Origin of the sequence: Pseudomonas amygdali (assembly GCF_002699855.1) — a bacterium.
Lineage (GTDB): Bacteria > Pseudomonadota > Gammaproteobacteria > Pseudomonadales > Pseudomonadaceae > Aquipseudomonas > Aquipseudomonas amygdali.
Genome location: NZ_LKBW01000296.1, coordinates 16,471 through 28,866, shown reverse-complemented (window position 1 = coordinate 28,866; position 12,396 = coordinate 16,471). Strand labels below are relative to the sequence as shown.

Below are 12,396 nucleotides of genomic sequence, written 5' to 3'. Positions count from 1 at the left end.
CACAATATTCTTTCACGGCTGCGAGTTTTGCCTGCACTGTATATTTACCCATGACGCCTCCAAAGGTTGCGTCCAACCTTCGGGGGTCATACCATTCTACAGCCTGCTCGGCGATTTCGTTATGTACCGCGATATGCTGTTGGGCAAGGTGTCGTTCTAGCCGGTTGAATCAGGCCACCGTTTCGCTGACCGGCTCCTGAACCACCGGCTGGCTTGCTTTCAAGTGCGCGTCCGCCAGACGAAACAGTTCGATAGTGCCGTCCAGGTGTTCGATCAGGGCGGTACAGGATTCAACCCAGTCGCCGCAATTGAGGTATTCCACTCCGCCCACCTGGCGGATTTCCGCATGATGGATGTGCCCGCAGACCACGCCATCCAGGCCGCGCTTCACGCACTCGTGGGCGATGGCTTCCTCGAAATCGCTGATGAAATTCACCGCACTCTTGACCTTGTGCTTCAGGTACGCCGACAGCGACCAGTAGCCATAGCCGTACTTGGCGCGCCAATGGTTCAGCCAGCGGTTGAGGGTCAGGGTGAATTCGTACGCCGAATCGCCGAGAAAGGCCAGCCAGCGGTGATAACGGGTGATCACGTCGAACTGATCGCCGTGGATGACCAGAAGACGACGACCATCGGCCGTCACGTGCTCGGCTTCGTCCACCAGCTGGATGTTGTCCAGAACCAATTTGGAGTAACGACGCAGGAATTCGTCGTGGTTGCCCGTGACATAAATGACTTCGGTGCCGCGCTTGCTCATGGTCAGCAGCCGACGGATCACGTTGGTATGCGCCTGCGGCCAGTACATGCCGCCACGCAGCTTCCAGCCGTCGATGATATCGCCCACCAGATACACCTTGTCAGCCTGATAGCGCTTGAGAAACGCGGACAAGTGCTCGGCCTGGCAATCGCGCGTGCCCAGATGAACGTCGGAAATCCACAAGGTGCGCACGCGTTGTTTGCGGCTGGGTGTGGCGAGCTGAGCACTGGTCATGGGATGACCTCCGGCAGGGTTTCCAAGAGAGTGGAGCATGCCGGTTAACCGAATGTGACACGTGCGTGGCGATGTCGTGACAATGGCCTGTATTACTGAGGACTGGCGGGAGTATGACGGTCGTTGTGGCCCAGATCACGGGCCGGGTCGATCTGGTCACGGAGCCGCTGCTTGAGCACCTTGGCCTCGGGAAAGCCGCCGTCGGCCTTGCGTTCCCAGAGTTGCACGCCATCGCAGGTAATGCGAAACACACCACCGGTGCCCGGCTGCAACGAGACCTTGCCCAGGTCGTCACTGAACGTGCTCAACAGCTCCTGGGCGAGCCAGGCGGCGCGCAATAGCCACTGGCATTGAATGCAATAGGTGATTATGACTTCGGGCTTTTCGGCAGACATGGACGTCCCCTCCAGAAATTCAGACGCCCATGATACGCACCCTGCGCAGGATCAACGAGCATTGGCGAAAAGACGCAGTGCGCTGAGCGTCACGTCGCGGGCTGGCTCCTGCGTTGCAGTATCGGCAGCCTGCGTCTTCACGCCCAGCAAACCCAGCAAGCGGCTACGAATTGCCTGAAACCCGGCCTGCCCGCTGTCACGTTGGCGTGGCAGGTCAACGCGGATGTCATCGGCAAGTTTACCGTCGGCCAGCACGATGACCCGGTCAGCAAGCAGGATCGCCTCATCGACATCGTGCGTTACCAGCAGCACCGCCGGGGTGTGCTTGCGCCACAGGTCGATGATCAACTGGTGCATGCGAATGCGGGTCAAAGCATCGAGGGCGGCGAAAGGCTCGTCGAGCAACAGCAGTTTCGGCTCACGGACCAGGCCGCGCGCCAACGCTACACGTTGCGCCTCGCCACCGGATAATGTGGCCGGAAAGGCATTCAGCCGATGGGCCAGACCGACTTCGGTCAATGCTGCTTCGGCCCGAGCCTTGGCATCGTTGATGCGCAGGCCGAGAACCACGTTTTTCCAGGCGCTTTTCCACGGCATCAGCCGCGGTTCCTGAAACACCGCGGCACGTGCCACCGGCACACGCAGCTCGCCACTGTCGATGTCGTCCAGCCCGGCCAGAGTGCGCAGCAAGGTGGTCTTGCCGGAGCCACTGGCACCCAGCAAAGCGACAAACTCGCCCGCGGCAATGTCCAGGTCCAGCCCGTCAATCACCCGTTGTGGGCCAAACTGGCGAACCACGTTACGCAACTGAACCGGGGGCGTGACTGATGAAGTGTTACGCAACTCAAGGGTCGCCATGCTCAATTCCTCACGAAGGTCGGTCGCCAGGCCAGCGCATAGCGCTCCAGCGTGCGAATGATGCCGTCGATCACCAGGCCCAGGACGCTGTAGATCAACAGGCAGATAACGATTACATCAGTGCGCATGAAGTCGCGGGCATCGCTGGCCAGAAAGCCGATTCCTGCGGTGGTGTTGATTTGTTCGACAAACACCAGCGCCAGCCAGGAGATACCCAGCGAATAGCGCAGCCCGACAAAAAAAGAAGGCAGCGAACCGGGCAGAATCACGTGCCAGATCAGCTCGCGACGGCTCAGCCCCAAGGTGTTGGCGGCCTCGATCAGTTTCGGGTCGATGTTGCGGATGCCGGAAAACAGGTTCAGGTACACCGGAAAGGTGGTGCCCATCACGATCAGCGCCACTTTGGTGAATTCACCAATGCCGAACCAGAGGATGAACAGCGGCACCAGTGCCAGCGACGTAATGGTGCGCAGCATTTGCATCGGCGAGTCGAGGGCGATTTCGCCGCGCCGGGAAAGCCCGGTTATCAATGCAGCGACCACACCAATACTGACGCCGATGCTCAAGCCCAGCAATGCGCGCTGCAGCGATACCCACAGGTGCACGGCCAGTTCGCCTGAAACAATCATCGACCATAGCGTACCGCCGATCTGCGACGGTGCGGCGATCACTCGGCTGGGCAGCAGACCGGTTTGTGAGGCCAGCTCCCAGAGCAGCAACAGTGCCAGCGGGCTGAGCAGACGCAAAACAGAGCCCGGCACTTGCCGACGCTGACGATGCTGTTCAGAGGCGCGACGCTGTTCAGGCTTGTTGACCACAAGAAAACCGGGGTCGGCGGGGTTGAGCGTTGTGTCGGACATGGGCGCATCCTTTCTGGGCAAATCGGGCGTGACGCACCCGACGCAGTATGAACACCATGCTATGTGCATAAGAAAGCCGAGTGAAATTCTATTTGGCTCTAAGCTAATAGTTAAAATATTTGATTATCTACAAAACTTATAATGCATATTTTTTATAATTAACTTAGACCAAAATCGAATTTCACAGCCCCGTCTGCTTGCCTTTATGGTGCTTCTCGACAAGGTCGAACGGACCTCAACCATTGGCAGGAGTTTTCATGAGCATCGAATTCATTGGCTATATCGCCACGCAACCCGGTTCTGAAATCCACCCGCGCAGCGGCGCGACCATCCAGCCCGACTACGTGAAGACAGTGGCCAAGGCTCATGAAGACGCAGGTTTTGATCGTGCGCTGATCGCGTACCACTCCAACAGCCCGGACAGCACACTGGTGGCTGCGCATGCCGCCAGCGTGACCAGCACATTGAAGTTTCTTGTCGCACATCGTCCCGGTTTCATCTCCCCCACCGTGGCAGCCCGGCAATTTGCGACGCTGGACGTGTTCAATGGCGGGCGCACTGCGGTGCATATCATTACCGGCGGCGACGACAAGGAACTGCGTGCCGACGGCAGCCACATCGGCAAGGACGAGCGCTACGCACGCAGCGATGAATACCTCAGTGTTGTGCGTCAGGAATGGACCAACGACAAGCCGTTCGATCATCAGGGCACCTACTACCAGCTCGAGGGCGCGCACTCGCTGGTCAAGTCCCCACAGCAGCCACACATCCCGCTGTACTTTGGCGGTTCCTCGGCAGCGGCGATTGCGGTGGCCGGCAAACACGCCGACGTCTGCGCCCTGTGGGGCGAGACGTACGAGCAGGTGCGCGATGTGGTCAAACAGGTGCGCGCCGAAGCCACCAAACATGGCCGGACCATTCGTTTCAGCCTGTCATTGCGCCCGATTCTGGCCGACACCGAAGAACAAGCCTGGGCACGCGCCGACAGCATTCTGGAAAAAGCCAAGACATTGGCAGACCGCAACGGCTTTGTCCGTCGCGAACCACCCAACGAAGGGTCGCGTCCCCTGCTGGCCGCAGCGGCACAAGGTTCACGTCTGGACAAGCGCCTGTGGACGGGCATCGCTGGCCTGCTCGGCGCGCAGGGCAATTCCACGTCGCTGGTCGGCACCCCGGAACAGGTCGCCGAAGCGCTGCTGGACTATTACGACCTGGGGATTACCACCTTCCTGATTCGCGGCTTCGACCCGCTGGAAGATGCTATCGATTATGGCAAGAAGCTGATCCCGCTGACCCGCGCACTGGTGGCTCAGCGTGAACGGCAGGCTCGCGAACAAGTGGCCTGATTCAACGCCATGCGGGCGGGCGAGGCTTCTGACTGAAGACTGCCCGCCCGCAATGACGTTTTCAGGCGGCTGCTGAAACCGGCTTGAGGGAGCGCGCCACCAGCGCGCCAAAAGCCTCGACCGGTGCTTGCAGATTGCCCAGAAAACGTGGGTAGAACAGCCACAGGTCCATCACCGGTTTGAAGTCCTTGAGCGGTAGCACCACCAGTTGCTCGCGGTGAGCGCTGCGCTCCAGCAACGGCCTTGGCACCAGACCCAACCCCATGCCATCGGCTACCAGCCCCAGTTGCAGCTCGGTGCCGAAGGTTTCCAGATTGACCTTCATGCTCAGCCCCTGATCGGTCAGCGTACGCTGCAAACCTGCGCGAAAACCGCAGCCGTCGGGGTTGAGTACCCAGCCCTGCTCGTAGCAATCCGCCAGCTTGCCGGGCTTTTTCGGCACCAGCCCCTTGGCGCAGACCACCACCAGTTCCATCTTGCCGATGGACTGACCGACGATGTTGTCCGGAAATATCTTGCCAGCAGGGAACAGCGCTGCCGCAGCATCCAGCTCACCGTTTTCGATCTTGCCGATCAGGTGACTGCCCCAGCCGGTGCTGACCTGGGCGCGCAAATCCGGGAATTCTCCGCGTAGCTGCTTGAGCGCATCGAGCAGCACCACGTCACCGATGGTTTGCGGCACACCCAGACGCAACAGGCCGCTGGGCGGCGTGTCGCTGGCCACCAGCTCGCGCAACGCATCCATCTCGCGCAGGATTGCCAGGCACTTCTGGTACACCTGGATGCCCATCGGCGTTGGCTTGAGCGGCTTGGTATTACGATCGAACAGCTCGACCCCAAGGGCCTGCTCGAAATTCTGCACCCGGCGAGTAATCGCCGGCTGGGTCAGATCCAGCGATTCAGCGGCATGGCTGATCGACTGACAGCGGATGACTGCAACGAACGCATCGATATCATCAATTTTCATTCGGACCGCACATAAAGAAGAGAAGAAACACAGGCAAAAAGAATAGTCCCGGCAGACGTCCATTCATAGCCCGTCCAACAGACCGACGCTAGATTTCACGCATTGCAGCACGGAAGTAAAAGACGTTTTCGTTATAACCTAATCATTAAAAAATAGTATATTAAATATCCATATTATGCTTATATCAAACCATTCCCTGACCCTGATCTGGAAATGGACATGACTCAGAACCGACACCCGGAACGACTCGGGGCCTTTATCGACGCGCTGGGCGAGCTGATTGGCAGCGAGCCGCACGAAGGCGATCTGTTGCGTCGCGGCGGCAAGCTGCTGGCGCAACTGGTCAGCCACGATGACTGGCTGGCAGAAGAATTTGCCGTACCCGACCCCGACCGTTATCAGCAATTTCTGCTGCATGCCGACCCGCAGCAGCGCTTTTCAGTGGTCAGTTTTGTCTGGGGGCCGGGGCAACGCACGCCGATTCATGACCATCGCGTCTGGGGCCTGATCGGCATGCTGCGCGGTGCCGAGCATTCACAGGGCTATACCCGCAACGCACAAGGACGCCTGGAAACCAGCGGCCCGGCAATTCGCCTGCAACCCGGCCAAGTCGAAGCGCTGTCACCGAAAAGCAACGATGTGCATCAGGTCAGCAATGCTTTCAACGATCAAGTGTCGATCAGCATCCACGTTTACGGCGCCGATATTGGCACCGTGAAACGTGCGGTCTACGACCTGGACGGCACAGAAAAACTGTTCATCTCCGGCTATTCGAATGCCGCAGCCATCACCCACGCCACTCAGGATCAGCCAACAGGGAGCCCCGCCCTATGACCACCCCCGCCACCCGATCATTCGCCGACGTTCGTCAGGCATTGCTGGACCGCCAGGAACTGGCCTTGGTAGACGTCCGCGAAGAAGCACCCTTTGCCCAGGCCCATCCTCTGTTTGCGGTGAACATCCCGTTGTCGAAGCTGGAGCTGGAGGTGTTCCCGCGCATCCCGCGACGCGACACAGCCATAACCCTGTACGACGATGGCGAGGGCCTGGCGCAGGTTGCGCTGCAACGTTTACAAGCGCTGGGCTACAGCGATGTGAGACTGCTCGACGGCGGCCTGCAAGGCTGGCGTGAGGCTGGCGGCGAGTTGTTTATTGATGTGAATGTGCCGAGCAAGGCGTTTGGCGAACTGGTGGAACACCATCGCGCTACCCCGTCTCTGGCGGCTGAAGAGGTCAAGGCCCTGCTCGACAACAACGCCGATGTAGTGGTGCTCGATGCCCGGCGCTACGACGAATACCAGACCATGAGCATCCCCGGTGGCATCAGCGTACCGGGCGCGGAACTGGTGCTGCGGGCACGGGAGCTGGCACCGGACCCGAACACGCGAATCATCGTCAATTGCGCCGGTCGCACGCGCAGCATCATCGGCACTCAGTCACTGGTCAATGCGGGCCTGCCCAATCAGATCAATGCGCTGCGCAATGGCACGATTGGCTGGTTACTGGCCGGTCAGACGCTGGATCATGGTCAAGACCGGCGTTTTGCAGCAGTCAGTGAGGAAACGCGCGAAACAGCCAGTGCCGATGCGCGCAAGGTGGCTGATCGCGCCAAGGTCAAACGCGCCAGCCGCGCTGACCTGCAACGCTGGCAAGCCGAGACTTCGCGCACCACGTACCTGTTCGATGTGCGCACACCGGAAGAGTTTGCCAAAGGCCATCTGCCCGGTGCGCGCTCCACACCGGGCGGGCAACTGGTGCAGGAAACCGATCACTTCGTCAGCGTACGCGGCGCACGAATAGTCCTGGTGGACGACGACGGCGTGCGCGCCAACATGTCGGCTTCCTGGCTGGCGCAACTGGGCTGGGACGTTTCGGTGCTCGATGATCTGCATGCAGCAGACTTCAGCGAAACGGGTGACTGGGATGCGCCGTTCCCTGCGCCACCGCAAGTGGAGGCGATCAGCGTCGAGACGCTTGTTCAATGGCAGACACAGGTCGAGGTGGCGGTGCTGGATTTCACCGCTAGCGCCAATTACGTCAAACAGCACATTCCCGGTGCCTGGTGGACCTTGCGCGCCGACCTCAAACAGGCGCTGGAAAAGATACCTGCCGCCGACCGCTACGTATTGACCTGTGGCAGCAGCCGGCTGGCGCGCTTTGCCGTGGCCGACGTCGAAGCGCTGACCGACAAGCCGGTGTTTTTGCTTGAAGGCGGCACGGCCAGCTGGATCAAGGCTGGCCTGCCGTTGGAGCATGGCGAAAGCCGACTGGCCTCGCCACGCATCGATCGCTATCGCCGCCCGTACGAAGGCACCGATGCGCCGCGCGAAGCCATGCAGGCCTACCTGGACTGGGAGTTTGGCCTGGTGGAGCAATTGGGCCGGGACGGGACGCACGGGTTTTACGTGATTTGAGCGTGAGGAACGATAAGTGTCTGGCCGACCGATCAACTCAATGGAGAAACACCTCAATGCTGCCTTTTTTCAAATCACCTCTACCGCTCAAAAGCCTGCTGCTGGGCGCGTTGCTCAGTGTGCTGGCAGGCCAGCAGGTGGTGGCTGCCGAGCAGGCTCCGCTGTTGGTCGCCAATCAGAAGTCGCTGCTGAAAATACTGTTGCAGGTCTCCGGCGAACTCAAGGACGTGCCTTACCAGATCCAGTTTTCCGAGTTCCCCTCGGCGGCCCCTCTGGGAGAGGCATTGAACGCTGGCGCTGTGGATATCGGTGCGCTGGGTGATGCGCCCTATGTGTTCGCGCTGGGCGCGGGTGCGCCCTTGAAAGTGGTCAGTATTACCCATGCCCAGGGCCGTTTCACCACGGCGGTGCTGGTCTCGAAGGACTCGCCGATCAAGACCGTTGCCGACCTCAAGGGCAAGCGCATCGTCACCGGGCGCGGCTCCATCGGCCATTATCTGGCGATCCGCGCCCTGCATGAAGCCGGGCTGAAAACCAGTGACGTCACCTTCATCAACCTGCTGCCCAGCGAATCGCGTCTGTTGCTGGACAGCGGCGACGCCGATGCCTGGGCGACCTGGGACCCTTACACGACGATTTCCATCGCGCAAAGCGACGCTCGTGTGCTGGTCAGTGGCAGCGAGTTGCTGAGCAATCACCTCTACCTCGCCGCCACCAGCAAGGCCATTGAAGGCAAACGTGCCCAACTGGATGATTTTGTAGCCCGCGTGGAGCGCGCCTTCAACTGGTCCAATGCTCATCCCGAAGAGTACGCGGCCGCTCAGGCGAAAGTCACCGGCCTGCCGCTGGCGGTGCATCTGGCGGTGGCCAAGGCGACGAAAATGCAACGTACGCCGATTGATGATCAGATCGTTCAGGGACTGCAGAACACTGCGGACACCTATTTGGCTGAAGGCATCCTGACTAAAAAAATCGACGTTTCAACCGGCTTCGACAAGAGCTTCAACGCCTCGCGCGCGCAGATCGCTCAGGCCGCCACGCAATGACCGCTGCATAACCGCTGCGAAAAGGACCCCGCATGACACTCTCGACCCTGCGCCCTACCCCGCGCCAGCATTATCCGGCAGCCGAGTCGGCTGAAGACTTCAGCGAACGACTGGCTACGCTGACCGCCACATTGGCTGAAACTGCCGAGCAGTACGACATCAGCGCCCAGTTCCCGCATGCCAACTTTCAGTTACTGCACACCCACGGCCTGCTCGGCCTGACCGTACCGGCTGAACTGGGCGGCGGCGGTGCCGATCTGCCGCGCGCGCAGCAAGTAGTCAGCGCAGTAGCCAAGGGCGAACCGTCGACGGCGCTGATTCTGGTCATGCAATACCTGCAGCATTCAAGGCTGCAAGAGAACCGTAACTGGCCGAGCCATCTACGTGTACAAGTTGCCGAAGAGGCGGTACGCGAAGGTGCGCTGATCAACGCCCTGCGCGTCGAGCCTGACCTGGGCACCCCTGCGCGTGGCGGCCTGCCGGGCACCGTCGCCCGCCGCAGCGCCGACGGCTGGCGCATCAGCGGCAGCAAGATCTACTCCACCGGCAGTCATGGCCTGACCTGGTTCGCCGTATGGGCGCGCAGCGACGACGATGACCCGCTGGTGGGGAGTTGGCTGGTCCACAAGGACACGCCGGGCATCAGGATCATCGAGGACTGGGACCACTTGGGCATGCGCGCCACCAGCAGCCACGAAGTCCGCTTCGACGACGTGCTGGTGCCGCTTGATCATGCCGTCAGCGTCAGCCCGTGGAGCGCCCCGCAATCCGAACTTGATGGGTCGGGCATGCTGTGGATGTCGGTGCTGCTGTCGTCAGTCTACGACGGCATCGCCCACTCCGCCCGCGACTGGCTGGTGCACTGGCTGGAACAGCGCAAGCCGTCCAACCTCGGGGCCGCGCTGTCGACCCTGCCGCGCTTTCAGGAAACCGTCGGGCAGATCGACACCTTGCTGTTCGCCAACCAGAGCCTGCTGCAATCCGCGGCCCAGGGCCACACGCCCGCACAGCATGCTGCGCAGATCAAATACCTGGTGACCGGCAACGCTATCCGTGCGGTGGAACTGGCCATCGAGGCCTCAGGGAATCCAGGACTGTCACGCAGCAACCCGCTGCAGCGCCATTACCGCAACGTGCTGTGCGGCCGGGTGCATACGCCGCAGAACGATGCGGTATTGGCGGGTGTGGGCAAGGCGGTTTTTGCGGCGCGTAATAAAGAGCAGTAAAACGCGCTCAGAGCAATGACGGCGGCTCGAACGCCGTCACCGGCGGCAGTGCCTGATCCCATTTGACGATGTCCACCGACGCGGTCTGCGCCGCACACCCTTGCGACAGGCTGGAAGCACCGATGTCCTGGGTGATCACATTAGGGTTGCCGTGCTTTTCCAGACTGCCCGGCTCGCCATGCACCAAAGGGTCGAACCAGGCACCGGTGGCAATCTGCACAACGCCGGGCCGAATACTGTCCGATACGATTACTCCAGCCAGAAACGCCCCCCGCTCATTGAAGACCTTGGCCACATCACCATTGACCAACCCGCGCATTTGCGCATCCAGCGGGTTCAGGGTCAGCGGCTCGCGTGCCTGAATTTTCGAGGAACGGCTGTAGCTGCCGTGGTCGTACTGGCTGTGCAGGCGGGTTTTGGGCTGATTGGACAGCAGGTGCAGCGCATGGGTAGGCGCAGGTTTGTCCAGCCACACAGGGTGGCCGGGACAGTCAGCATAAGCGAAGCCTGCGATGCGCTCGGAGAAAATTTCGATGCGCCCGGACGGCGTCGGCAGTGGATGCGCGTCAGGGTCATCGCGAAAGGACTTGAGCAGTACGTTATCGGTCTGGGGATAGTCTATTTCCAGTAATCCGTCACGCCAGAACTGGTCGAAATCCGGTAGGGTAATACCAAAGGTTTCAGCGCGCTGCCGAGACTCATCGTAAATAAAATGCAGCCAGGCCTGGGCATCACGTCCTTCGGTAAACGCCTGCGCCACGCCCAGCCGCTCGGCCAGCCCGGCCAGAATCGAATAGTCATCACGAGACTCGCCCACCGGCGAGATGGCCTGCTGCATCGCAATCATGAAACGATCGGACGCCGAGCTGCCGATGTCATTGCGTTCCAGCGCCGTGGTGGCTGGCAGCACGATGTCGGCATAGCGTGCCTGAGCGGTCCAGAACTGCTCGTGAACGATGATGGTTTGCGGCCGCTGCCACGCTTCCAGCAGCCGATTGAGGTCTTGATGGTGGTGAAAGATATTGCCACCCGCCCAGTACACCAGGCGAATATCCGGGTAAGTCTGCTGCTGCCCGTTGTAATCGAAGGGTGTGCCGGGGTTGAGCAACATATCTGTCACCCGCGCAACCGGAATGAAGTCCTTGACCGGATTACTTCCTTGGGAAAAGCGCGGCCCGGAGAACGCCTTGCGGCCGCTGCCGGTGTTGTTCATGCAGCCATAACCCAGGCCAAAGCCGCCACCGGGCAAACCGATCTGCCCCAACAACGCCGCCAGGGTGACGGTCATCCAGAACGGTTGCTCGCCATGTATAGAACGCTGCAATGAATAAGCGACGTTGATCATGGTGCGTTTGCTGGCCATGCGCCGCGCCAGGTCGACAATCTGCTGCGCAGCGATATCAGTCAATGCAGCGGCCCACTGCGGGCCCTTAGGCTGGCCGTCGACGTGACCCAGCAGATAATCGCGAAAACGCTCATAGCCCACGGTGTAGCGCTGAACGAAATCTTCGTTGTGCAGCCCTTCGCTGATCAATACCCAGGCAAGCGCCATCATCAACGCCGTATCGCTGCCGGGGCGCACGGCCAGCCATTGGTTATGTGTCGGGCCAGCCAGGTCATCACGCAGCGGGCTGACGTTGACGAACTCCACTCCGGCGTCGGACATGCGTTGCAACGCGTCGGCCAGCAGATGGTCACTGGCACCGCCGGGGCTGGTCTGCGCATTCTTGGCGGGCAACCCCCCGAAGGCGACGAACAGCTCGCAGTGCTCGGCAAGGTTCTTCCAGGACGTATGCGCCGCCAGCAGCCAGTCCATGTTGCCGACAATGTGCGGCATCAGCACCCGCCCGGCCCCCAGGCTGTAGCTGTCGGTACTGAATACATAACCGCCGATGCAGTTGAGGAAGCGATGCAGCTGGCTTTGTGCGTGATGAAAACGCCCCGCGCTGCCCCAGCCGTAGCTGCCGCCAAAAATTGCCTGATTGCCGTGCTCGCGTCTGACGCGCTGCAACTCACTGGCGACCAGATCCAGCGCCACCTCCCAGGAGACCTCGACGAACGACTCCTGCCCACGCAGATCGGGTCGCCCGCCGGCTTGCTGAAGAAAACTGCGACGTATCGCCGGGCGCATGACGCGTGTGGGCGAGGTAATGGCATCGGCAACCGAATCGCCAATCGGTGAAGGGTCCTTGTCCCACTCCGCAGGCAGCAGGGCTTTCAACTTGCCTTCCTCGACCTGCGGGCGATAAACACCCCAATGCAATGACGTAAAACTCATGGTGAAGGCTCCAGG

11 protein-coding genes and 1 pseudogene are annotated in these 12,396 nt (G+C 60.6%); 6 read left to right on the top strand and 6 right to left on the bottom strand.

Going from position 1 to position 12,396, the window contains the following annotated elements; translation table 11 throughout:
• Positions 1 to 91: 91 nt before the first annotated feature.
• Positions 92 to 160, top strand: a pseudogene (locus AO277_RS23040) (DUF962 domain-containing protein); the annotation flags it as partial.
• A gap of 9 nt (positions 161 to 169) precedes the next feature.
• On the opposite strand, the gene AO277_RS23035 reads toward AO277_RS23040, so the two are convergent.
• The 4 genes from AO277_RS23035 to AO277_RS23020 all read right to left on the bottom strand — a co-directional run bounded on the left by AO277_RS23035 (position 170) and on the right by AO277_RS23020 (position 3,104).
• Positions 170 to 991 carry a UDP-2,3-diacylglucosamine diphosphatase gene (locus tag AO277_RS23035; RefSeq protein ID WP_044318893.1) on the bottom strand — a complete coding sequence of 274 codons (822 nt, stop codon included), beginning with the start codon at positions 989 to 991 and terminating at the stop codon, positions 170 to 172.
• A gap of 92 nt (positions 992 to 1,083) precedes the next feature.
• Positions 1,084 to 1,386 carry an Rdx family protein gene (locus AO277_RS23030; protein WP_002554513.1) on the bottom strand — a complete coding sequence of 101 codons (303 nt, stop codon included), beginning with the start codon at positions 1,384 to 1,386 and terminating at the stop codon, positions 1,084 to 1,086.
• 51 nt (positions 1,387 to 1,437) lie between these two features.
• Positions 1,438 to 2,244, bottom strand: coding sequence for an ABC transporter ATP-binding protein (locus tag AO277_RS23025; protein ID WP_044318894.1), 807 nt, complete (start codon positions 2,242 to 2,244; stop codon positions 1,438 to 1,440).
• A 2-nt stretch (positions 2,245 to 2,246) separates the two neighbouring features.
• Positions 2,247 to 3,104: an ABC transporter permease gene (locus AO277_RS23020; RefSeq protein ID WP_044318895.1), complete on the bottom strand. Its 858-nt coding sequence runs from the start codon at positions 3,102 to 3,104 to the stop codon at positions 2,247 to 2,249.
• A gap of 257 nt (positions 3,105 to 3,361) precedes the next feature.
• Here AO277_RS23020 and AO277_RS23015 point away from each other — a divergent pair, with 257 nt between their 5' ends.
• Entirely contained in the window at positions 3,362 to 4,450 is a 1,089-nt protein-coding gene (locus AO277_RS23015) for an LLM class flavin-dependent oxidoreductase (RefSeq protein ID WP_044318896.1), read from the top strand.
• A gap of 61 nt (positions 4,451 to 4,511) precedes the next feature.
• Here the strand turns inward: AO277_RS23015 and AO277_RS23010 are convergent, their stop codons facing one another.
• Positions 4,512 to 5,417, bottom strand: a complete 906-nt coding sequence (locus tag AO277_RS23010) for a LysR family transcriptional regulator (RefSeq protein WP_004657392.1) — start codon at positions 5,415 to 5,417, stop codon at positions 4,512 to 4,514.
• Between the two features lie 219 nt (positions 5,418 to 5,636).
• On the opposite strand from AO277_RS23010, the gene AO277_RS23005 reads away from it, so the two are divergent.
• The 4 genes from AO277_RS23005 to AO277_RS22990 are packed head-to-tail and all read left to right on the top strand — an operon-like array spanning position 5,637 to position 10,103.
• Entirely contained in the window at positions 5,637 to 6,251 is a 615-nt protein-coding gene (locus AO277_RS23005) for a cysteine dioxygenase family protein (protein WP_005731317.1), read from the top strand.
• Positions 6,248 to 7,831: a rhodanese-related sulfurtransferase gene (locus AO277_RS23000; RefSeq protein WP_044318897.1), complete on the top strand. Its 1,584-nt coding sequence runs from the start codon at positions 6,248 to 6,250 to the stop codon at positions 7,829 to 7,831. Before AO277_RS23005 ends, AO277_RS23000 begins: the two co-directional genes overlap by 4 nt.
• A gap of 56 nt (positions 7,832 to 7,887) precedes the next feature.
• Positions 7,888 to 8,877 (top strand): ABC transporter substrate-binding protein, encoded by a 990-nt coding sequence (locus AO277_RS22995; protein ID WP_002554520.1) that lies wholly within the window; start codon positions 7,888 to 7,890, stop codon positions 8,875 to 8,877.
• 32 nt (positions 8,878 to 8,909) lie between these two features.
• Positions 8,910 to 10,103: an acyl-CoA dehydrogenase family protein gene (locus AO277_RS22990; RefSeq protein ID WP_002554521.1), complete on the top strand. Its 1,194-nt coding sequence runs from the start codon at positions 8,910 to 8,912 to the stop codon at positions 10,101 to 10,103.
• A gap of 7 nt (positions 10,104 to 10,110) precedes the next feature.
• Here AO277_RS22990 and AO277_RS22985 read toward each other — a convergent pair whose 3' ends face one another.
• The gene (locus tag AO277_RS22985) at positions 10,111 to 12,381 is read right to left on the bottom strand and encodes a molybdopterin guanine dinucleotide-containing S/N-oxide reductase (protein WP_044318898.1); all 2,271 of its coding nucleotides are present in this window, start codon (positions 12,379 to 12,381) and stop codon (positions 10,111 to 10,113) included.
• Positions 12,382 to 12,396 lie beyond the last annotated feature (15 nt).